Raw genomic sequence first — 22,260 nt, 5'->3', positions numbered from 1 at the left:
TCTCTCCATGTCTAAATGTTTCTTTGCATGTTCAGCAAGCCCTTCATAGCGCCTGTTAGCCGCTCTAATTCCAATAAGCCAGGCCAATCAATAAGGTCAAATCACTGGAAGATTTAAGAACGTTCGAATTCCTATACACGGCAGCTTCCAGCCCAGCCGCTTCAGCCTGTATTCCATGAACGTTCCATAAGCGGTGACGTAAAAATTGCTGGACATATTTTGCGATTTATACGGTGCGGAATTCAGTGCTTCATTCGCAAAAATCCGGCACAAAGCCGTGGTTATTAAACTTTTTCCGGCATCTGATAAAGTTCCTTGTACTATAAGGCCCTTCAAGGCTTTACTCCCTTTTTCATAAGAGGGATCCCGCATTCGGCCAAATATGCGGAGTCCGCTATCTTGACGGTTTCCTGATGAAGTTTACCAAGAAGGCGGATGTAATCACTGACTTCCGGGCTGTACCGTGCAGCGTCAAAAGATAGCTCATTTGAAACCACAATGAGCATCCTGCTGGAGTCACGCAGCCGGCGGACCCCCATCAGCATGTGAGAAAGAAGGCAGGGATTAGGTGTTAAAGAGAACATCTCATGATTGAGCCACGTCGTCAGGCAATCCAGAACTATGATGTCCCTCTTAGAATAATGAACAGCCAATTCATGCAAGTTTACGGACTGCTCAAATGTCCGCCACACCGCTTCGGATTGCAGCCGCCCTTCTTTATGTCTCATAATCCTCTCTTCCATCTCTGAATCGGTCGCCCGGCCAGCTGCGATATAATTTAATCGGTATGTACGGCCTGCTGCTTTCTTTGCAAAATTCTCAGCTAACGCTGTCTTGCCGCTCCTCACGCCGCCGGAAATAAAAATCAGCATGTTGCCCACTCCTTTAATGCATCAATAAATTCATCATTTTCATGGCGAAGCTTCACGGCCACCCGAAGAAAACCGCCCTCCAGGCCAGCAAAATTTTCCGTATGGCGGGTGATGATGCCTCTTTTTGCTAAAATTACGTACAGCTCTGCCCGTTTAACAGGCCTGAGTAAATAATAGTTCGTACTGCTCGGATACACACAGAATCCCATGTCCGTAAGCAACTGATGCATTCTTCGCCGCTCGTTGGCAATGAAATGCCGCGTCCGTTCTGCATGCGTGCCGTCTGAGATGCAATCTGTCCCGATCACTTGCGCCAGCGCATTCACATTCCAATGCGGGAGGAGAGATTTTATTCTGGCTATGACAGGGGGCGAGGCCATCATATAGCCAAGTCTCAGCCCCGCGATTGCATACATTTTGGTAAGTGAACGGAGAATGATTAAATTCGAAAAATTCCGGAGCATGGGGGCAAGGGTTTCTGCCTTCTCAGTAAAGTCATAAAACGCTTCATCACAAACAACGAGGGTGCCGTTTTTTTCGGCACGCTTAACGACTTCCGCCAATACAGACACCGTGTATGATTTCCCGGTAGGATTGTTGGGGCTGCAGATAAACAAAGCTTTTTTTTCAGTCATTTTTTCAAAAATCTGCTCATCCAGCTCCCAGTTATTCTCCGCCGATAAAACGTGTGCTTCGATATCTGCCCCTTGCGCCTCAAGTGCCCTGCGGTATTCTGAAAAGGCCGGTTCGATAATCAAAACCTTTTCCCCTTTCAGTTCCTGTGATACAGCGGCGATTAGTTCTGCGGCTCCATTACCGGGAAGCAGCCAATCAGGAGGAAGCTCGTTTGCTTTCGATAAGGTGTTTATAAGCACGGACGCTTCCGGATCCGGATAATCACGGATAGCATGTAAATACTCATGCCATCTTTCCTTAATAAAAGCAGGCGGACCAAGAGGGTTGGTATTAACGCTGAAATCCAGAATGCGGGCTGGAGGATCGATGTTTAGACTCCTGTATACGTGAATCGGATTAGAGCCATGTTGAGGCAAGTTCAAAAAGCATTCCCCCTATCCATAGGAAAACGATAAATAAATAAACCGATCGATCCATGATTTCTATGGATTTGCCAATATGTAAGACATGCAACGGATGGTCCGGCCTTCCCATACGCGCTCTGCTGGAGACCACCCCCTTATAATGGTTCGTTCCTCCAAGCTCTACTCCAAGTAAGTAAGCCACAGCCGCTTCCCCCCAGCCGCTGTTCGGACTCGGGTGCTTCGCCGCGTCTGAAGCCACCTTGGGCCAAAGTCTGATATTCCAGTGAACAGCAAGCATTGTAAATGCCGTTATTCTCGCCGGAATCCAATTCAGTACATCATCAAGCCTTGCAGATGCCCACCCGAACTGATGATATTTTTCATTTTTATACCCAACCATCGAATCCAGTGTATTAATCAGACGGTAAACTGCAGCGAAGGGGGCGCCCCCGATTGCCGCCCAAAACAGAGGAGCCGTAACACCATCACTTGTATTTTCGGCAACGGTTTCAACCGTTCCCCTGACGATCTCACTCTTCTCAAGGTGATCTGTGTCTCTTCCTACAATGCAGGAAAGCTTCGTTCGGGCTTCTGAAATATTTCCATCAGCTAGCGGAGCTTCCACCTTCAATGCTGCTTCTTTGAGACTTTTCTGTGCAATCGCAGTAAATATAACAGCTGCTTCAAACAGGATTCCCGCTGCTGCATGAATCCTCCAAAAAAGGAATTGGAGAAGAACGACTGTGAACAGAACGATTCCTGTCAGAATTAGTACGATGAAAATTCCTTTCCCTTTTTTCCTATTGCCTTTATTCAATCGGCTCTCTAAAAACAAGATCATCCTGCCAAACCACCTCACAGGATGGGGCATGGCCGGCGGGTCCCCGATTAATTTATCCAGCAGGACGGCAACGGTTAAGGCAGCTAAGTGGCTAAGCACGATTCTTTCTCTCCAGATACTTGTCAATAGACTCCAATGTGCAGGCATAAACACTTTTCCCAATCGCTTTTCCAAGCTCTGTAGCAGGTCCTGCATAAGGGAGGCTGTTTCCTTGCTGGGTCGAAGCAATCAGCACACTGTCAGTGGAGGTTCCTGTAGCGGGCGTGCCTGTAACCGGATCAAGTATAAATCGATCCGACAGTGCTTTTGTCTTTGCTTCGGCAGCCGTTATGACAGCTTGAAGGAAGGCTTCATCCGAACAGACTCCATTTATGAATATCCATGTATTAATGGTCCCGGGGCTTTGCATCAGCCGATCCGCACCGAGTGAAGCATCGGCTGCATTCCCTGTTCCGGCGGTAACGGCAGTTAAAATGGAAAAATCGTTCAGGCCGGTCCAGTGTACACTCACATCTTCAAGCTGTACGGCTGTCATCATGCCCACTGTTTCATTCGGATCAAAACCTTTTGCCTGTATAAAGCGGATAAGATCCATCTCACTGTCATTGCTTTGGTAATCCAGATTTACATGGCGATTGATAAAGGTTGTGTACCATCCGATTCCTGCATGCAGGACAGCTGACGACAAGGTTTTTAACGGAACAGGAGATTTCAAGGAAATGTATTCTTTGTTAATGACAAGAAGTGATTCGTTAATTTCTGACAGCTCCCCAGCTCGATGAGGGGATTCCAGAATAACCTGTGGACTTTGGTCGGCCGGATGGTAATGCCGCTTGATCCCTGCGCTGTAAACCTGCTTCAGGGTTGGCTCCTGCAAAGCTTCATAAGGTGTGCCGATATCCGATACACGTCCATTATTTAAGAGCATGACTCTGTCACAGTACAAACTTGCCATATTTAAGTCGTGAAAAATCGAAACGATGGTTAACCCCCTATCCTTTGTCCAGCTTTTCAAACGGGACAAAAGGCTTTGCTGGTAGGCTATGTCAAGGTGATTCGTCGGCTCATCCAAGAGAAGAATGGCCGGGTCTTGTGCAAGAGCCTGGGCCAGAAATACGCGCTGCTGCTCTCCGCCGCTCAGTTCCTGAATGGAACGCCTCGAGAATTCTGCAATCCCTGTGTCCCGCATGGCAAGCTCCACCAGTTCCTCGTCTTTATCTGTCCATCCCGGCAGAAATCTTGCCTGATGAGGATACCGTCCAATACTCACTGCTTCTTTAACCGTCATATCAAATGCTGCTGCGGTCACTTGAGGCAGTACGGCCATGACTTTAGCAAGTTCTTTGCTTGAATAGGAAGCAACATCCTTGTTCTGGATGCTGATCCTTCCTTTAGCGGCCGGCAGAATTCCGGAGAGCATTTTCATTAAAGTGGTCTTCCCGCTTCCGTTCGGACCAAGTATTCCGAAAAACTCTCCTTTTTGGACACCGAAGCTGACCTCATTCAAGACTTTATTCCGATCATACCCTCCCTCAAGTTCCTGTACCTCAATCATAAACATACCTCCATCCTAGGACCTTCTCTTCTTAGCTGCTAAAATAACTGCAAAAACCGGTGCACCTGCAATAGCTGTAATCACTCCGATTGGAAGCTCAACCGGAGAAATAATGGTTCTTGCCAATAGGTCAGCAAGCATTAAAAAACCAGCCCCGTATATCATGGACAGCGGCAGCAAATGACGGTGATCGCTGCCGCAAAGCAGTCGTGCCATATGCGGGATGACCAGACCGACAAATCCAATCGTCCCGGAAACCGCGACCGCGGATCCGGTCAGCAAGGAGGCAGCAATGATGATCAGAAGCTGCTTTCTTTTTACATGAACTCCAATATGGCGGGCCCTGTCTTCTCCGAAGGCAAACGCATTGAGCTCTCTGCTGTTCATAAGCAAAATAAGTGCGCCTGCTGCAGTAAAGGGCAAAATCATATGAACATACGGCCAGCCTCTCATTGAGACGCTGCCAAGAAGCCAATTCATAACCTGTCTCAATTCCTCTCCGCTTAAAGCGACAATGAGCGAAATGAATGAGCCTAAAAAAGAATTAAAAATAATCCCGGCTAATATCATCGTCTCCATCGAAGTTCGCCTTTGAGCCAGATGCGCAAAGCCCAAAACTCCAAGCATGGTCAGGAATCCGGCGGTTATACTGATGACCGGAAGTGTGAAGCTGCCAAACATCTGGACCCCAAAGTAAATCACACTCACTGCCCCAAGGGAAGCTCCGGATGAAACTCCAAGAGTGTATGGGTCAGCTAAAGGGTTGCGTAAAATCCCCTGAAAAGCAGCTCCCGCGAGAGCGAGTGATGCGCCGACTAAGCCTGCCAGGAGGACACGCGGAAAGCGGATCGAAAGGAGGATGTTTCCATTAGCTTCAGAAGCTGCACGTCCTCCAAACAGGACGGAAAGGATTTCATTTGGGGAAATAGCCGCTGTTCCAATTGAAACAGCGGCTAAAAAAGCGGTTACTAAGAAGAGAACGGCCAAAGCATATTGAATGGTACGGTTATTTTGAAAATACGTCCGGATAGATTGCGTTTGCAAGTTCCTCTACTCCTTCAACTAAACGCGGCCCCGGCCTTGTAACTTTATCGGAGTGCACGTCAAAAACTGCTTTTTCCTTTACAGCGGTTACACTGTCCCAGCCTTCTCTTCCTGTTACCTGATCAATAGGATTGGGACTATAGTAGCCGTAAGTCGTCACAATCACATCCGGATTCAGCTTGACAATTGCCTCCTCTGACATTTTAGGCCACCCCGACTGATCGGCTGCTGCATTTTTTGCCCCAACCGTCATGAGGATATCATTCATAAAGGTATCCTTTCCTGCTGTATAAATCTCAGGGGATGGGGAAACCTCCACGAACACGCTTTTCTTATCATCTTCAGATATAGAAGAGGCTTTCTCTTTAATGCTAGCAATCTCCTCTTTCATTCCTGCTGCCATTTCTTTTGATTTTTCCAGTTCCCCGGCAGCTTTTCCGATCATCTCCATCGACTCATACACCTGCTCAAAGCTTTGCGCGTCATTTACCACTACAACATCTATACCGGCATCCCTCAGCTGTTTTAATCCCTCTGCTGAATTATGCGCGCCGGATTCGTGGGCAAGAACCAGGTCAGGCTCCAGGCCGATGATTTTTTCTACGTTAAAATCCATCCCGCCGACTTTTTCCTTTTTCATCGCTTCTTCAGGAAAGTTGTCATTTTCCGTTACGCCAACAACTTTATCTCCGAGATCCATGGAAAACAAAATCTCCGTATTGCTTGGGATAAGGGAAACGATTTTCTCTGGCTCTTTCTCGATCGTAACATCCGTATCCGATGCATCTGTAAGCTTTAGCGGAAATTCAGCTTCTTCCTTAACTGCAGCCTGCTTCTCCTCCTGTTTCTCAGGTGCAGCAGACTGGCTTCCGCACCCTGCGAGCACTCCCGCAGACAGAAGCACTGTTGATAAAATAGATAATAGCTTGTTCATTCAGGCAATCCCCCAAGTATTGATTATATTGGTAAACAGGTATTGATAAAGCTCGTATACGACCGCTGCTGTTTTGAGCTGCCGGTTAAAATAGTGTTTCGTCAAACCAGCTGTTATTGGCCGCTGCAGGGTTTCTCTCCCTTTGCGAATAAATCAGCAGCATTCATTCAACAAAGCTGAAAACAAAAAACACCTCCCTTGAAAAAGGAGATGACGGTACATGTTAGGCAGACTGTATAAGCCTTATGTATAGACTTTTCGGTCAACGTTAACACCATCCTATCCTCGTAGGTATGCGGTGACGAGGTGCAAGGCAGGTCTCCTGGCTCATGATCAATGCTCCCCGCTTCCCTTCCCATGCATAGCTGCACAGTGGATTAAGCAGGTCACTCCCATTTACAGTGGCGGGACCGCGCCGGAATTAAACCGGCTTCCCTTTTAAGCTGATAAACAATCAGCACCTACACCTTATCGATATGAAACTATGATATAGACAGTATTATACACAACCTTCTGCTGATTGTCAGTTGCTTTTCTTTTTTAAAGGGAAAAAGAAAAGCAGCAGAAGCTGCTTTTCACCACTGCTGCAAGTGTCCTCCATTGACCCCCGCACACACTCCCGTGTCCATCCGCAGAGTGCTGCAGCCTTAATCATAATAAACCTGCTTGTTGGAATCCCAGCAGTATTCAAATAAAATTTTCAGCTGACTTTCTGTAATCCGGCCCACAGATAAATCCGGAAGCTCATCCAGGGCAAAAAATCCGGCATCCAGAGTTTCATACCCAGTCTTAAGCTCTCCCTCTCTATGCTCGCACAGAAAGAATAGTTTATAAATGTGGTAGCCTCCCGGAGGATGCGGATGGCACTTTTTGTCCATGGCTGCAATAAGCCTGATTGGCTCGACGGTTAACCCGGATTCCTCAAACGCTTCCTTGGCTGCATTTTCAGAAGGGCTCAATCCAATATCCGCCCAGCCTCCAGGGAGAGACCACAGGCCATCCAGCATCTCACGGACAAGCAAAACCTTATTTTCCTTAAAAATGACTGCCCTGACGTCAACCTTCGGCGTTTGATACCCTGTCTCGTTCGCAAACAATTCCTTCAATTTTTCCATCGGCACATCTGTATACTCACTTACCATTTCCTGACTCAGCTCTCTTAGTCTCTCAAAGCGTTCAATATCAAAAGGATCCTTTGAATAGGCGATACCAGCCTGGGACAAAGACTGAATTTCTTTGGCCCATGTCAGCCATTTTGGCTCCATCATACTCCTCCTCTTACAAAGCTCTTCTCATATTGTATACTATGAAGATTGTACATGCATAGACACGGCTCGATAACCGTTTGGAATGGCTTCATCTCATTCCGGAAACCATATCCAGGAACTTTTACCTATTTATGAAAAAACAGAGATTTACCCCTTTTCAAACAGCTTGTCCCGCCTTTATAGTGAGAAAGGATTTTTGTATAACGGGATGCGGAGGGATAAGAATGAAGGATATGAGCAGGCGAATCGTAATCAGCCTTGTATTAACAGGAATAATCCTTGGCGGGATGAGCGTCACGCTGGCAAATGTGCCTGAGGAGAAGCAAAAAGAGGAAAATCTAATTGTAAGGCCGTAGTTCAGCGTTTTAGATGCAGTTCTTTCCGCTCTTACATACTCTGAAAAAAAGAGCAGTCGGCGCTTACGCGCACTGCTCCTTTTGTTCTTTCATTGGGCTATGAGCCGGCATCACCTTATATCTTAAGGACCGGCATTCCCGAACTGAATCTATCACCCTTCGAAGGTTTTCTGAGATGAAAAGCAGCCTGCAAAGCACCTGTGCTATATTTTCCTGACTCTAACTCTTTCTCTAAGTGAGATAATGTTTGGGATAACCTAAGGTTACTGTATAGGCTAATTCGAGATCACCAGGTTTGCCTTTTGCTTCGGTTCATCAACCATCTCATGGATCTGCTGGGCCTCAGATTTCCATTCAGCGTTTGCCTTTTCTTCCCGTTTTGATGCAGCCTGGTCCCGTCGCTCAACCCAAATAGCTGTATCGTATAAGTAATGAAGGGTGTTTTTGAGCAGAAAAGGACCGCTCGCTATGACAATATCCCATTCTAAATGACTTTTAGCCTGATTCACTAAGACACTGACCTTCTTCTCAGGCATGGATTGATCGTACCAGCTTCTGGCCGGATTTAGCGAATCAATATTCACTGCTTCTTCATGAATCTCTTCAAAATGGACAAGCAATCCCTGTTTTACAAGCTCTGCCTGAAGTTTCCTGGCCTCCGCTTCATAACCGGATCCATTCATGCCGCTAACTGCGATTATGACAGGCTTTTGATTAGGCAGGATTTGCATGACCCGTTCAACTATTGTCTCCATATTCAGGCCCCCGCTAAGTTCGTACATACTTAATGAATCAATTGTACCATTCACTTCAAGGAATGTCTTAATCCAGCTTTATAAGTTTTTTCTTTTCATCAATTCGTTACATTGCTGATCAAGTCCGGCATATTCTGGATCGCCAGTCTGAAGGAAGCTCAATTTATCGAGAGCAGCTGACAGCTCTGATTCAATGACGAGAAGTTCCTCTCTTTTGTCAGGCTTACCAGACTCCAGCTTTTTTCATCCCATTCTTCCATACTCATCCTGTATCTTCGGATAACCAAATCTTCTTCAATAAGACAGTCTGATAGTTAAAGCAGGAATCATGGGAAACTGTCAGAAGCGTTCCTTCAACGGAAGAAAGGGTTTTTTCAAGCTGCTCCCTTGCTGGAAGATCCCCCGTTATCCATCTCCAGCGTTCCAGCCAGGATCTGGGCAAAGAATTTTACCGGTTCCGTTATATCCAGCTAAACCGATTCGATCCCCTGGTGCGATTTCTAAATTCAGTCCGCATAGACTATGTGTATCCCACATTGTTTATTTCATAAATCGCATTAAATCACGCCCTATTTCTTTTTTGAATGGCTATGTTAAAGGTTGTTGTTGATAAATTGACTTCTGGGAACGAACGTTCTATAATCTGTTTATCTATATAAGGATTGGTGATAACCGTGAGAGCAATTGATATTCTTAAAGTGATTGAAAAACTTAATCCAGCAGAGAAACATCGATTAAGGGAATATTTAATTGATGCTCTTACCGCATCATCATCGACAGGAACAGTTCTTCAAGAAATATCAGAGCGAAAAAATAAGGGTGGTTATCATTGCCCTGATTGTGAATCAGAGCATATTGTTCGGTTTGGTAGTTACTCAACTATTGTTGATGGCAAAGAAGTTTTAAAACAACGTTATCGCTGTAAAGCTTGCAAAAGGACATTTACCGACCTTACCAATACTGCTTATATCGAACTCGTCGCCTTAACCAATGGATTAAATTTGTTGAGTGTATGATAGAAGGATACTCCCTGCGTAAGTCCGCTAAATTGGTCGGCAATATCTCTCACGTCACCTTATTTTACTGGAGGCATAAGCTCTTATCTGCGTTAAAACAAATTGAAATATCGAATTTCGAAGGTATCGTAGAAATGGACGAAACCTATTTCTTATACTCAGAAAAAGGACAAAGAAAGATTGAAGATAGAAAGCCTCGTAAACGCGGCGGATCCGCAAAGAAACGCGGGATAAGCAATGAGCAAGTGTGTGTTCTAGTTGCGAGAGATCGAGCCAAAATGACTTTTTCGCAGACACTGGGTATGGGTAGATTGATAAAAGAGCAATTAGAAAAAGCTATTGGGCATAAACTTTCACCTGAAAATGTATTATGCACCGATTCTTGGCGTGCCTTTAAAACCTATGCTGCTGAAAGAGGGATGAGTATTTATCAATTCAAGTCCGATGGAAAGATCCGCACAAAGGGTCTATATCATATCCAGAACGTCAACAATTACCACCGCAGGCTCAAAGGGTGGATACAGCGATTTAACGGAGTAGCAACTAAATATTTGAACAATTACCTCGCTTGGTTTCAAGTATTAGAAAGCATTCAGCACCAGAGAAATCAAGTCACTATAAACGATTTAATTATCAGAGGAAATTCAATACAGAATATGGAAACCTATGATACACTTAGGTTATCCAGGTTCAACACATAAGCAATTTTTCTTGTTCCACTATCGGGCAGTTTACTTTAATAAGTGAAACTTTAATTTTTCTAATTCGTACATACGGTACGAAGATTTATTTAAATTATGGAGGTGTTAAATGTGTCTAAAGAAGTTACCTTTATCTTAGTTATAGTATCTATGGCTATTTGGATTATGGTGTCTAGAGAGGCTGTAAAACCTTCAAAAGAAATAAATTGGTGGAAAATGATAACATTACTGTCTGCTGGTTCTTTATCTGCATTAGTTATAACCACCACGCTTTTTCAGAGCCTGTCATTATAGTTCCGTTAACGGGGGCGTTAGTTTAATAAGCCTAATATGCTAAATAGGAACTTCCATAAAACTGGAAGTTCCTATTTTATGTCTAATATCAACATTAAACTTTAACATAGCCTTTTGAATAAAAAAAACCTCTCAGGAACCTGAAGAGGAAATCGGGCCATATTCAAATAAGCCGGTGCATGACAATGCAAAATACGGCTGTGAATGAAAAAAGGGCGCACGAATCCTGTTTTCTTTTGGTTTCTTTAATGAAGGCTTTGTTAATGAATAATGTTGATGTATTATATGAAAGAAACGTCAGAAAAATAAGATTACTGCTTCATCAGCCCAATTTCATTCTTTTCAACCCTTCCTGTTTTTGTAAACTTTCACCTGCATAATGAATGCAAATGCAAGCGGACCGTTTTGATCATCATCTCGGGAGTACAGTGAGCAGGCCTAATCACACCATGAATGGCCAGCCCATCGATTAGAGCAAAAAGCCGTTCCGTTTCAAGCTCTTCGTCCAAATCCTCCCGGGCTATTTTTAATTTTATTAACCCTTGTATAATTAAAGCGATTCCTGCCCGTGTCTGATCATAAACTTCATGGCTTACATCTGAAAGAGCTGCATCAGTAAAAGCTCGGGCTATAAAAGTAAACCATACCTCCGTTTCTGTTCTTGTTTCATCAGTAAGCGGGAGAATTTCCTCAAGGACCATTTCCATATCATCGAGCGGAACACCTGTAAACGGAGCATTCTGCACCCTTTTTCGAACCCGATCAGACACAGACTTCATCGAGAAAATAAACAGCTCTGACTGGGAAGAAAAATAATGCCTTAGTGAACCGGGGGAAACCCCGGCCTCTTCTGCTGCTTTGCGCACCGAAACCTGTTCCATTCCCTCTCTCGCAATGATCCTCCATACAGCTTCTGCAATTATTTCCTTTTGTTTATCGTGATCTACATATTTAGGCATGCTAATAGTTTATCACAATTTGCCTTTTTAATACAGTTGTGTTATATTTTTTTTAACACAATCGTACTAAAAAGGAGAAGGTTTATGATTGGATGGCTTATCATAGCTTGTGAGATCGGTTTCTGGCTTTTTGTATTTGGAGGTCTTTCTGTAAGGTATTTGCTTGGAAAGAAAAAAACAGGAGCAATCCTGCTGTTTTTTACTCCGGTTATCGATTTACTATTAATTGCCGTTACAATAGCTGACCTTTATTCCGGTAAAAACGCAGAATTCACTCATTCCCTTGCTGCTATTTACATTGGATGCACAATTGCCTTCGGTCATAAAATGATACAGTGGGCAGACGTTCGATTTGCCAGCCGTTTTGCAGGCGGACCCGCTCCCGCGAAACCGGTTAAGGCCGGCAGAGAGCATGCTCAAAAAGAAAGGAATGGCTGGTACCGCCATTTTTTAGCATGGCTGATCGGCGGAGGTCTTCTTGCCGGAATGATTCTTTTAATTGGAGAAGGGGCCAGAACAGAAGAACTTTCCCGTGCACTTCTATATTGGTCTCTAATGCTAGCAGCTGATTTTCTATACAGCTTCAGCTACACCATCTGGCCCCGAAGTGAAAAGGAGGCAGCCTGATTTTTTTACAGTAAAAAACCAGCAGATCATCCTGCTGGTTTTTTAGGCCTCTCTTCAAAGCGGATTTTTGCTAGATCCTGAAAAGGCTGATATCCCACTTTTTCATAAATTTTATTGGCAATTGGATTTTCAGCATCCGTGAACAGACTGGCAGTCCGATAGCCATTTTTCAGCATGAGCTCTGTTAGCTCCGTCACACATTTTGTAGCATAGCCTTTATTCCTGAATACAGGCGGAGTGTATACATAATTGATGTTTACATTTGTTTTTGTCGGACGGGACCAATTTGCCATTGACACGATCGCCCCTTCTTCAAACCACCCATAAAGACTTTTTTTCCGGATCATCTCATCAGCTTTTTCGTCCGCTTCAAACATAGAAACATGTTCTCCAGCTTCCTCGCAGAAATCGAAAACCCATTGACTGATCATCGGGCGGTGCTCTGCCTCCAAAAGCAGCATCTTTCCAGTGCTTTTCTCAGCCCTTATCTCAAGCTGATCAAGTACAAACAGCCTCTGATTCATCGATATGTAAGCTGCCTTCCCAGTCAGTGCCGCAATCCTTTTGGCCACTGCTTCGGTTACGTATTTTTCTCCAAGCAGGCCCGGGACAGACCTGTATACCTGAGCGATTCGTTTGCCCGCAAGCATCAGGTCCTCCTCTTGTAAACTTTTCCTGGCAGCTACCAGAACTTGTTTTGGATGGATCTGAAGGAGAACCATCATGATCTCCCCATCTTTCCGGATAATGCTCATATGTATCGGCTGAAGACTGGACGCCTGTTTATCCAAAAGGATGCCGAGCGCCACATTGTTTTCTATTTCCCGCGTTTCCAAAAAGGATAAGGCGGCTTTCTTAAAAAAATCAATATCATAATAGGCTTGTATATCGATCATTATGGTCACCTCAATTCATTATTGATTCTATACGAATATTGGATTTCCTTCAAAACAAAAAGGAAATCAGGTAGAAAAAACGAATTTATTAACAGAGACAGGGGGATTCTATATGATTCGTTTAGTACCGTTTACTATGGGGGACGCAGATGAACTGATTCATTGGATTCCATCTGAAGATTTTTTGATGCAATGGGGCGGTCCGGAATTTGTTTTCCCTTTAACGAAAGGACAAATACAAAATTATTTAGGAAAGGAAAACCAGCTTGTGTTTACGGCAAAAAACATAGAATCCGGACTTACTGTAGGCCATATTTGCATTTCGAGAATAGACGCCGCTAATAAATCTTGCAGAATCAGCAAAGTGCTGGTCGGCAGTCCGGAGACCAGAGGAAAAGGCTATGGCCAGAAAATGATTAAGGGATGCTTGGATATTGCGTTTCGTGAATTAGAATTCCGCCGTATCACACTGGCAGTATTCGATTTTAATGAGCAGGCAATTAATTGTTACAGTAAAGCGGGCTTTCAAATAGAAGGACATGCGATCAATGCGAGAAAAGTAAATCAATCCTTTTGGAGCCTTTATGAAATGGGGATTACCAGAGAGGGATGGGAGCAGAAGAATAGGAGCAAGGCTTGAATCATGGCAGACGTTCAAGCTGCTGTTTCGCCAAGCACAATTAATAATACTTGAAGGATGATTCAAAAAAGCTCCTATTGAAGAAGTGTCGCTGCTCGATAAGGGTATGATCATCCATGGCTGTCTAAAAAGTCCTTTCGGGTGGAAAATACCGGAATGCAAAACCCTTTGGTTCAAAGCATACCGGGGGTTTGTAAGGTAAATTGCTCAAAATCAGTATGGCTGATTGGAGCTGAATGGACCTGACTCTGCGCTTTTAGCAGCGGTGTAGCAAGCTCACCGCTCGCCAGTGCTTTGAATAGCCTGAAGCAGAATCCGACCGATTATTTCAGCCAGCTATTAGCCGAGAGCTCTTCACATGACTTTAAGTTAGCTACTGGATATTTCCCACCCCATCTGTCTGTGACATTAATAAGTATGAGATGTTTAGAGCAGGGCTCACGACAGAAAAATCAGAATAACAAAAATGAAGAGTGTTTATGATGCCTATCTTGTTGATTGTTGGACCATGCTGTTATCCGCTTCCAATTATTCTTTCTTGGGTTTAAGTCAGTTCACCCGCCTTTCCGCTCGAAATGGTTATCCCGTTTCATTTTGTTAGAGAGTTGCACGATCCGAAGAGCATGAAGGGAGCGAGGCTTGCTTTTAGGTTAGAGGATCTAAAGGAAGTTTGCTTGGACCATTTCGATTACCACCTAAGCTTTGCATCTAGTGCAGAAGATACGAGATAAAAACAGGACTTTAAACTCAATAAGCAAAAATAAAAATACGATATAATCCCTATGAATTTAGAAAAATCAGGGGGAAAAGAAAGCATGATGCCGGCAAACCGTCCTTGGAGGAAGGACTTAAATCCTAAAAACCGACTCCGTCTTTGGATGAAAATTAGTTTGGTAGCCTTTGTCACCGCGTTTGTATGGATCCCATATGAAATAAATGAAAGACAAGAAGCAGCGGAAGCAAAAGAGTGGGAAGAAGGCAAAGCAGGTCGTATAGGCGACGCAAAAGTAACCTACTACAACAGAACGAAGGAATGGGAAGAGTGGGTTGAAAAATTCAGGCAGCTAGAACAAAACGTCCACCTCCAAGGTCCAGAATATATATATGACACAAGTTGGGATGATCGTACATTCGAAAGAGTAAAAAGTGAAGGCCTCTCCTTGTCAAAGGGTCTTTATATGGAGGATTTTGAATCGGTTGATCCCGAATTCAATAGAATTGTTAAAGAGACGTCAGAAGCTCTGAAGATGTATCACAAAGAATTAGAAACTGTGGAGTATTTACAACTGGTGGCTTATCATAATGCACCGGAATCCCTTCGACAAGACGGAACCTATTTAACTTGGGATGAAGATCCTGAAGTTGCTGCTGCTCGAGAAAAATTCAACATGTCCACTGTGGAATACTATCAACGATATGATTAAAAAAAGAAGCGTCCAAGCACGCTTCTTTTTTTTAGGAGGAAAAACCATGAATCAACCTAATCAATTAAAATGCCAGTTTTGCGGAAAGCGGAATAGATGTTTTCGGCAAAGGAATAACTCTGTAGTATCTGTCTGGTAAAAAAGGACATCTTTTTGTGTTTGACAGATTTCGCAGCAATCACCAGTTGGTTCCTCACTTTCTGCAGGTTCAATATCTTCCAGCATCAAAAGACCGGCCACCACACCGGTCAGATCATTGCAGCATAGAGTGTATTGTTCAGTCCCTTGTTGGATAGGACAGTCCAAGTAGAAAACAAGCGATGAAAACTTAAGAATGGCAGTTACCCTACTTTGTTGATATGTGTAATCCAAAAAAATTACCCTTAGAAAGAATAAAAGAACTGTATTCTTTTTAACCCTCTCCCATAAGGTGTTTAAGTTCAATAAGATATTTTGAGAATTATAACCTCCAATATTTAGGGGTTATAATTCTTCATCATTAATCAATATTGATTTTTAACAGAGCCCTATACAACAAGGAAGTCCTGAAGCTGATCAATTTGAGAAAAAGAATCAATTATTCATCTGTCACCCTCGTTAAGGAAAAGGGTGTGCTCTTAGACATGAGAGGGAGATCCGCAATAATCCGGGAACTGTTCAATATGGGCAGCATGACTAAAGAACATTTAGCATGCTCTCGCATAGCATGAAAAACATAATATCAGGGGCCCATATCCTCCATATACGAATGCTCAGCAATATCTTTGTCCAACCGATAGAAGAATATCAGCAAGCGATTCAAGGATCATTTTACTCTCCGCAATACCCTGGCTGTATAAATCATTTAGAGAACGTCCCTGCTTTAATTAATTCACGCTTTCAGGAAGCTCCTTCTTTCCATATTTCGTCTGGAACGCACTAATTTCTTCAAATTCCGTTTCATACATTCTCGCTAATCGGATATAGATTGGAATGATTTCCTGGTAGATTGCAGAGGCTTCTTCATCAGGCGTCAGCTTGAGGTTAGAGCTGACAAAACGCTTTGCCTCCGTCAAAGAATCAATCTCTCCCAGTGCAAACATCCCAAGAATTGCGGCACCTAGGCAGGAGCTTTCATAACTTTCCGGGATCAGAATTTCCTGATCCAGCACGTCCGCCAGCATCTGGCGCCAAAACTCCGATTGAGCGAAGCCTCCTGTAGCATGAATTTTCTCTGGAATCCCAATGAGTTCTTTCAGGGCAAGCAAAACAGTATATAGATTGTAGTTGATGCCTTCGAGCACCGCTCTGATCATATGGTCTTTTTTATGATGCAGGCCCAATCCGAAAAAAGCGCCTCTTGCATGGGCATTCCAAATTGGCGCCCGCTCGCCTGCAAGGTACGGATGGAAAATGAGTCCTTCAGACCCCGGCCTGATATCAGCTGCGATGCTGGTTAAATAAGTGAAGGGATCCTGCCCCGATTCTTCTGCTGCTTTTACCTCGGACTGGCAGATTTCATCCTTCAGCCATTGAAAGATCATCCCTCCATTGTTAACCGGGCCTCCAATTACCCAGTGATCCTCAGTGAGAGCATAGCAAAAAATTCTTCCTTTCGGATCGGTTACAGGTCTGTCTGTAACCGCTCTAATCGCCCCGCTTGTCCCGATTGTAAGAGCAGCTACTCCCTTGTCGATGGCATTTACGCCAAGGTTGGACAGGACGCCGTCGCTTGCACCTGCGATAAACGGCACTGTCTCCTGAATACCCAGCTCGGAAGCAAATTCATGTTTAATCCCTTTCAATGTATAGGTTGTAGAAACAATTTTAGAAAGCTGGTCCGCGTTAATACCGGCAATTTCTAGCGCTTCAGCGTCCCAATCAAGTGTTGTTAAGTTAAATAAGCCCGTTGCGGATGCGATGGAATGATCAATTATGTATTCACCGAAAAAGCGGTAAAAAACGTATTCTTTTATGGATATGAATTTATCTGTCCGGCTGAATATCTCACTGTACTCCTCCCGCAGCCAAATGATTTTGGACAGCGGAGACATAGGGTGAATGGGGGTCCCGGTCCGCAAATAAATTTCATGCCCCCTCCAATCATTTTTAAGCTTCTTCGTCCACGCTTCGCTTCGCTGGTCAGCCCAAGTAATGCTTCTGGTCAGTGCTTTTCCGTTTTTGTCCATGGCAATAAGGCTGTGCATGGCGGAACTAAAGCTTAAAAAGGATACTTCTTCGGGCTGGGCGCCCGCTTCTTTTATTGCTTCGCTGATCGCGTTCTTAACAGCCGTAAATATCTCTTCAGGGTCTTGTTCTGCTTCCCCGGGAGTATTGGTATACAGCGGATAGCCAGCGTTGTGCTTGGAAATCACGGTTCCATCCCTGTCGAAAAGCACGGCTTTTGTGCTGGTCGTGCCAATATCTACACCTATCATATAATTTGCCATCTGCAAAACCTCCACTAAACTCTGTTACTGTCCATCCTAACGTTACACTAATCTCTCTGATGCTGAAACCTATTCTTGTTCGGAAAAAGCACGATCCGCCATCAGTTTAATGGTAATATCATCAGAAGGCGGGTTGTGAAGACCGGCTCGTACATCACGGTAGAAACGCTCTAGCGGTTTACTGCGGAACAGACTTTGGCCCCCTTCAATTCTCATCGCAAGGTCTACTACTTCAATCGCCGCATTGGTTGCTACGTACTTCGCTGCAGCAAGCTCTGTTTCGAGCTCTGAACGCTTTTCAGGGTTGGCGGCATCCCATTTTTCTGCTGCAGCATACATCAGCTGTCTTGCTGCCAGAAGTTTTATATCCATCTGTGCGACTTTTCTTCTTACTTCCGGGACTTCCATGATGGGATGGGGCAAGCTGTTCGGATGGTAATGTCTTGCAAAGCTGACCGCTTCGTTTCTGGCAGCGATCGCTATTCCTAAATAACAGGCCGGAATGTGGAGCAGCCACCCCTGTGCCATAGGCTTTCCTTGTTTGCTGCGGCTGCCTATCAAGGCAGACTCCTCCAGCACAACATTTTCGAGGATTAAATCATCACTTCTTGTTCCGCGCATGCCCATCGTATCCCACGTTTCTTCAATATTGACTCCTTCAGCATTTCTCGGTACAAGGAATTCACATACATCCCCCGTTTCCTCAACCGTTGCTGTAATAATGAAATAATCAAGAATAGGTGCCAAGGACGCAAAAATCTTTTTGCCGCTGATCCTCCATTTATCTCCATCTTTAGCAGCGGATGTTTCAGGCTTGCCGCCGCGCGCAGGACTGCCGGTTTTCGCTTCGCTCGCCGCACTGTTTAGAAGCTTTCCGTGCTCGACAACCTCCTTTGCTACCCGGGTAAATAATTCAGGCTTCCATTTCCCCGTTTCCCGCAAGCTTAAAAACAGACCAAGATGCCACCCGAGCGAAAGGGCTGTGGCCGGGTCCCCTTCTGCAAGCTTTTCCTGCAAAAGGAGAAATGTATAGAGGGAGATCCCTTTGCCTCCATGCGTTTCAGGGATCGTTAAAGATAGAAACCCTTCTTCCCTGAGCTCTTTAAAATTTTCAAAAGGGAAAGAGGCATCCCGGTCATGATCTTCAGCCCGGACAAAGAAGGTTTCAGAAAGATGTTTGGCTTTTTTAAACAGTTCTTCTTCACTCTCAGTCCTGATAAACTGATTTTCCAGAAATCTCATTGTGTGTCACCTCATGCTTTCATTCTTCTTATATTGTACCGCTTTACAGCTTCGTTCTAAAAGCAATCTGATTGCTTGGTCTGCTCTGAGGGATTTCGTTTGAAGATTCATATAAGTCTGCTAAAATAATGAAGAATCCAAAAAAAGGGGGCATATACGATGTCTAACTTTCAGCAGAATCTCGAGAAATATGCAGAACTTGCAGTAAAAGTGGGAGTCAACATTCAAAAAGGGCAAACCCTGGCAATCTATGCAGCCATCGATACAGCTGAATTCACAAGGAAAATCGTTAAGAAAGCATACGAAGCAGGAGCAAAAAACGTAACGGTTGACTGGATGGATGACGTTGTGAGCCGCCTTAAATATGAGATGGCTCCAGATGAAGCATTTCATGAATACCCGATGCACCGGGCAAGGGAGAGAGAGGAACTTGCGGAAAACAATGCAGCCTTCATGAGCATTGTTTCGGCTAATCCGGATTTGCTGAAGGGAGTAGAATCCAAAAGAATCGCTGCAGCAAGCAAGGCCGCCGGAAAAGCTCTTGACCGCTACCGCCAGTATGTTCAATCCGACAAAATGAGCTGGACAGTGATTGCTGCACCGTCCAGAGACTGGGCTTTAAAGGTTTTCCCCGAAGTCAGTGAAACAGAAGCCGTCGAAAAACTTTGGGATGCCATTTTTAAATCAGTCCGCATCTATGAAGAAGACCCTGTTCAGGCATGGAAAGATCATAACGCTTCCTTACATAAAAAAGTCGATTATTTAAACAATAAGAAGTACAAAGCCTTGCATTATAAAGCAAAAGGCACCGATCTCACCATTGAACTTCATGAAAAGCACCAGTGGGTCGGAGCAGGAAGCGTAAACGAACACGGCTCAGAGTTCATGGCTAATATGCCTACAGAAGAGGTTTTTACCGTTCCTGAAAAAAACGGTGTGAATGGAGTCGTATCAAGCACGAAGCCTCTAAGTTACGGCGGAAATCTTATTGATGAATTCCAGCTTACCTTTGAAGAAGGAAAAATTATTAAAGCCGAGGCGAAGGCAGGAGAAGAAATTCTCAAGACGCTCATCGATACAGATGAAGGTTCGCAGTATCTCGGTGAAGTTGCGCTTGTTCCTTACGATTCCCCAATTTCCAAATCAGGAGTACTATTCTACAATACCCTCTTTGATGAAAATGCATCCAACCACTTAGCGATCGGAAGCGGATATGCATTCAATATCGAAGGCGGAAAGAAAATGGACCGTGATGAACTCGCCAGGCACGGAGTTAACAGCAGTATTGCCCACGTTGATTTTATGATTGGATCTCAGGAGATGGATATCGACGGCATCTTGACAGACGGGACCCGTGAACCTATTTTCAGAAACGGGGACTGGGCATTTTAACGAATAGGCTCACAGCATAGTACGGCAAAAGCCTAGCCCAAACAACAGCTTCAAAAGAGATTGGCGGATGCCAGTCTCTTTTTTTGCCTCCTATCTATCTTCTGTCACTATGTATGAAGCACAGGCGAGAGCCCTGGGTTAAGACTCTCATCCTTTTTTGCTGGCTTTGTACTTCCTTTTAAAAATTTTCGCTGCCTGAATCTTAACGGGAAGGAAGGGAGATTCCCGCATTTCAAATTCCTGTTTCGCTATCTTTTCTTTTAGCTGTTTCACCGTATGAACAGGTTCATAAAAATCGTTATATACGGCACCGATCTGACTATAATGATGCGTGTCGCTCCCTCCTGTAACGGCCGTATGAAATTCAGATGCCATGTCCTTCAGCCGGTACCGCAATCCCCGACCCTGCTTTACGGCATCCTTTGCATTCCATTCGAGGGCATCCAGCCTTGCAAGCTGTTCCTTTGACAGAGCAGCAAGCGGATTTTTTTCGCGAAACGGATGGGCTCCGATTTTCAGCATCTGCTCCATTCCATGAAATGACATCAGGTGATCAAATGTAATAAAATTCTCCCGGCTCTTAAACCTTTCAAGCCGCTTTGTCATGCGGATCATATCTGACCTTGATCCTATAACCAAGATATGCCCACCCTCCGCTATGTCGACTTCCATCCCTGGAAAGACTCTTATCCCGGCTACTTCATAATACGTACTCTGGTAAGGATAATGCCTGTCAAGTGTTTGGTAAATCTGTACATAATCCTGTGCATTAAAATGCTCAGTCAGGGCAATGCCCTCTATTCCATTCCATTTTGCCTCCTCTGCAAGCCGAATAAATTCTCTAAGGGTGAACGGCACTTTTTTCCCTAGTTTAGCATGAACGTGCAAGTCAATTTTCACGTAAATTCCTCTTTCATATAATCATTCTACTCTACTATAATCGATCTCGGTGCGTTTGGGACCGGCTGTTGAAACAGGAGTTTCGCCTTTTTGTTGACTGAATGAGGCATCTTTGAGTAATATGGGGAAAAACAGTCAGGAATGGAGATCATCATGAGCCAAACGGAGGTATACATACTCGGAGGGTTTTTAGGTGCAGGCAAAACAACCCTTCTTAAAAATCTTTTGAAAGAAGAAAAAGAAACAGGCAGAAAGATCGCAGTGGTTATGAATGAGCTTGGAAAAGAGTCGATAGACAGTGATGCAGTGGCGGATGACATTCCATTAAAAGAACTTTTAAACGGATGTGTATGCTGTACGATGCAGGGGCAGTTTGAAACACAGCTCCATCTGCTGCTTGAAGATCATGGGCCAGACGTCATCTATATTGAAACAACAGGCGCTGCCCACCCTGTAGAAGTCCTCGATTCCTGTCTATCCCCGCTTTTTGCAGACAGGCTGCAGATGAAAGGGATCATTTCAATTGTGGATGGCTCCAGATGGGATGCACAGGACCACTTGAGTATTCCTGTGAGGAGACTCCTGATTGAGCAGGTTAAGCATGCCGATCTTGTCCTGCTGAACAAAACGGACCTTCTTAGCGAAGCAGAGCAAGCAGAAATAGTCCGGCAGCTTCAAGCCATTCAAGTCAGAGGAAGTCTGATTATGACCTCCCATGCAAAGGTGAATCTGGCTGATATCAGAAAGATGACAGGATCCCGTAAAGGGGAAATCGAAAAATCAGATATTGGCAAACTCCACATGAAAACCTATGTCCACTCCTTCGCTGGTTCAGTCGATCTGGAAGGGTTTGAACAATTTTTACGCGAGATGCCCGAAACCATTTACCGTATTAAAGGCTATGTATCCTTTTCGGAATCCGAGGGAACATTTTCAGTTCAATACTCGTACGGGATGCCACTATACATGAAGGAACCGCTCAAAATGAAGCCGCTGCTTGTGTTCATTGGAGAAAATCTTAATCACAGCTGGATCAGCGAAAAAATGGAAGAAATCACGAGGTGATTTTCCAATT

The 22,260-nt window shown here is 44.4% G+C and carries 22 protein-coding genes, 1 pseudogene and 1 riboswitch; of the genes and pseudogenes, 8 read left to right on the top strand and 15 right to left on the bottom strand.

What is annotated here, in order from left to right; translation table 11 throughout:
* Window positions 1-96: 96 nt before the first annotated feature.
* From ACQCVE_RS17380 to ACQCVE_RS17345, 8 genes are all read right to left on the bottom strand, one after another.
* Window positions 97-372, bottom strand: coding sequence for a hypothetical protein (locus ACQCVE_RS17380; protein ID WP_426863519.1), 276 nt, complete (start codon window positions 370-372; stop codon window positions 97-99).
* On the bottom strand, window positions 333-872 hold the full coding sequence (locus ACQCVE_RS17375; protein WP_426863518.1) for a bifunctional adenosylcobinamide kinase/adenosylcobinamide-phosphate guanylyltransferase: 540 nt from the start codon (window positions 870-872) through the stop codon (window positions 333-335). Before ACQCVE_RS17375 ends, ACQCVE_RS17380 begins: the two co-directional genes overlap by 40 nt.
* Window positions 866-1,930 (bottom strand): threonine-phosphate decarboxylase CobD, encoded by a 1,065-nt coding sequence (cobD, locus tag ACQCVE_RS17370; RefSeq protein ID WP_426863517.1) that lies wholly within the window; start codon window positions 1,928-1,930, stop codon window positions 866-868. Before cobD ends, ACQCVE_RS17375 begins: the two co-directional genes overlap by 7 nt.
* Window positions 1,905-2,852, bottom strand: a complete 948-nt coding sequence (gene cbiB, locus ACQCVE_RS17365) for an adenosylcobinamide-phosphate synthase CbiB (RefSeq protein WP_426863516.1) — start codon at window positions 2,850-2,852, stop codon at window positions 1,905-1,907. Before cbiB ends, cobD begins: the two co-directional genes overlap by 26 nt.
* Complete coding sequence (locus ACQCVE_RS17360; protein WP_426863515.1) at window positions 2,845-4,308, bottom strand: adenosylcobinamide amidohydrolase; 1,464 nt, start codon at window positions 4,306-4,308, stop codon at window positions 2,845-2,847. Before ACQCVE_RS17360 ends, cbiB begins: the two co-directional genes overlap by 8 nt.
* 15 nt (window positions 4,309-4,323) lie before the next feature.
* Window positions 4,324-5,352: a FecCD family ABC transporter permease gene (locus tag ACQCVE_RS17355; RefSeq protein WP_426863514.1), complete on the bottom strand. Its 1,029-nt coding sequence runs from the start codon at window positions 5,350-5,352 to the stop codon at window positions 4,324-4,326.
* The gene (locus tag ACQCVE_RS17350; RefSeq protein WP_426863513.1) at window positions 5,315-6,286 is read right to left on the bottom strand and encodes an ABC transporter substrate-binding protein; all 972 of its coding nucleotides are present in this window, start codon (window positions 6,284-6,286) and stop codon (window positions 5,315-5,317) included. Before ACQCVE_RS17350 ends, ACQCVE_RS17355 begins: the two co-directional genes overlap by 38 nt.
* Before the next feature lie 294 nt (window positions 6,287-6,580).
* A riboswitch (cobalamin riboswitch) is annotated at window positions 6,581-6,766 on the bottom strand.
* 167 nt (window positions 6,767-6,933) lie between these two features.
* A complete protein-coding gene (locus ACQCVE_RS17345; protein WP_426863512.1) occupies window positions 6,934-7,551 on the bottom strand; it encodes an NUDIX hydrolase in 618 nt (205 codons plus the stop codon).
* A 227-nt stretch (window positions 7,552-7,778) separates the two neighbouring features.
* On the opposite strand from ACQCVE_RS17345, the gene ACQCVE_RS17340 reads away from it, so the two are divergent.
* Complete coding sequence (locus tag ACQCVE_RS17340; protein ID WP_426846868.1) at window positions 7,779-7,910, top strand: protein YkpC; 132 nt, start codon at window positions 7,779-7,781, stop codon at window positions 7,908-7,910.
* Window positions 7,911-8,185: 275 nt separating this feature from the next.
* Here the strand turns inward: ACQCVE_RS17340 and ACQCVE_RS17335 are convergent, their stop codons facing one another.
* Window positions 8,186-8,665, bottom strand: a complete 480-nt coding sequence (locus ACQCVE_RS17335; protein WP_426863511.1) for a hypothetical protein — start codon at window positions 8,663-8,665, stop codon at window positions 8,186-8,188.
* Between the two features lie 674 nt (window positions 8,666-9,339).
* Between ACQCVE_RS17335 and ACQCVE_RS17330 the strand changes: the two are divergent.
* Window positions 9,340-10,382 (top strand): annotated as a pseudogene (locus ACQCVE_RS17330) (IS1595 family transposase).
* Between the two features lie 111 nt (window positions 10,383-10,493).
* Entirely contained in the window at window positions 10,494-10,676 is a 183-nt protein-coding gene (locus ACQCVE_RS17325; protein WP_426863510.1) for a hypothetical protein, read from the top strand.
* Window positions 10,677-11,044: 368 nt separating this feature from the next.
* Here ACQCVE_RS17325 and ACQCVE_RS17320 read toward each other — a convergent pair whose 3' ends face one another.
* Complete coding sequence (locus ACQCVE_RS17320) at window positions 11,045-11,635, bottom strand: TetR/AcrR family transcriptional regulator (protein WP_426846870.1); 591 nt, start codon at window positions 11,633-11,635, stop codon at window positions 11,045-11,047.
* Between the two features lie 84 nt (window positions 11,636-11,719).
* Between ACQCVE_RS17320 and ACQCVE_RS17315 the strand changes: the two genes are divergently transcribed.
* Window positions 11,720-12,262 (top strand): hypothetical protein, encoded by a 543-nt coding sequence (locus ACQCVE_RS17315; protein ID WP_426863509.1) that lies wholly within the window; start codon window positions 11,720-11,722, stop codon window positions 12,260-12,262.
* A gap of 26 nt (window positions 12,263-12,288) precedes the next feature.
* Here the strand turns inward: ACQCVE_RS17315 and ACQCVE_RS17310 are convergent, their stop codons facing one another.
* Window positions 12,289-13,158, bottom strand: coding sequence for a GNAT family N-acetyltransferase (locus ACQCVE_RS17310; protein WP_426863508.1), 870 nt, complete (start codon window positions 13,156-13,158; stop codon window positions 12,289-12,291).
* 112 nt (window positions 13,159-13,270) lie between these two features.
* On the opposite strand from ACQCVE_RS17310, the gene ACQCVE_RS17305 reads away from it, so the two are divergent.
* Complete coding sequence (locus tag ACQCVE_RS17305) at window positions 13,271-13,798, top strand: GNAT family N-acetyltransferase (protein WP_426863507.1); 528 nt, start codon at window positions 13,271-13,273, stop codon at window positions 13,796-13,798.
* A gap of 782 nt (window positions 13,799-14,580) precedes the next feature.
* Window positions 14,581-15,222 (top strand): hypothetical protein, encoded by a 642-nt coding sequence (locus ACQCVE_RS17300; protein ID WP_426863506.1) that lies wholly within the window; start codon window positions 14,581-14,583, stop codon window positions 15,220-15,222.
* A 60-nt stretch (window positions 15,223-15,282) separates the two neighbouring features.
* On the opposite strand, the gene ACQCVE_RS17295 is transcribed toward ACQCVE_RS17300, so the two are convergent.
* From ACQCVE_RS17295 to ACQCVE_RS17285, 3 genes are all read right to left on the bottom strand, one after another.
* Window positions 15,283-15,594, bottom strand: a complete 312-nt coding sequence (locus ACQCVE_RS17295; RefSeq protein WP_426863505.1) for a hypothetical protein — start codon at window positions 15,592-15,594, stop codon at window positions 15,283-15,285.
* A gap of 494 nt (window positions 15,595-16,088) precedes the next feature.
* Window positions 16,089-17,639, bottom strand: coding sequence for a gluconokinase (gene gntK / locus ACQCVE_RS17290; protein WP_426863537.1), 1,551 nt, complete (start codon window positions 17,637-17,639; stop codon window positions 16,089-16,091).
* Window positions 17,640-17,720: 81 nt separating this feature from the next.
* The gene (locus ACQCVE_RS17285) at window positions 17,721-18,893 is read right to left on the bottom strand and encodes an acyl-CoA dehydrogenase family protein (protein WP_426846874.1); all 1,173 of its coding nucleotides are present in this window, start codon (window positions 18,891-18,893) and stop codon (window positions 17,721-17,723) included.
* Between the two features lie 159 nt (window positions 18,894-19,052).
* On the opposite strand from ACQCVE_RS17285, the gene ACQCVE_RS17280 reads away from it, so the two are divergent.
* Window positions 19,053-20,285 carry an aminopeptidase gene (locus tag ACQCVE_RS17280; RefSeq protein ID WP_426846875.1) on the top strand — a complete coding sequence of 411 codons (1,233 nt, stop codon included), beginning with the start codon at window positions 19,053-19,055 and terminating at the stop codon, window positions 20,283-20,285.
* 147 nt (window positions 20,286-20,432) lie between these two features.
* Here ACQCVE_RS17280 and ACQCVE_RS17275 read toward each other — a convergent pair whose 3' ends face one another.
* Window positions 20,433-21,185, bottom strand: coding sequence for a PHP-associated domain-containing protein (locus ACQCVE_RS17275; RefSeq protein ID WP_426863504.1), 753 nt, complete (start codon window positions 21,183-21,185; stop codon window positions 20,433-20,435).
* Between the two features lie 153 nt (window positions 21,186-21,338).
* On the opposite strand from ACQCVE_RS17275, the gene ACQCVE_RS17270 reads away from it, so the two are divergent.
* A complete protein-coding gene (locus ACQCVE_RS17270; RefSeq protein ID WP_426863503.1) occupies window positions 21,339-22,250 on the top strand; it encodes a CobW family GTP-binding protein in 912 nt (303 codons plus the stop codon).
* The last annotated feature ends 10 nt before the right edge of the window (window positions 22,251-22,260 follow it).

It is taken from the genome of Metabacillus sp. 113a (assembly GCF_050107635.1).
GTDB lineage: Bacteria > Bacillota > Bacilli > Bacillales > Bacillaceae > Metabacillus_B.
Note: the sequence above shows the minus strand (reverse complement) of the source record. Positions and strands in the feature narration are given on the sequence as shown.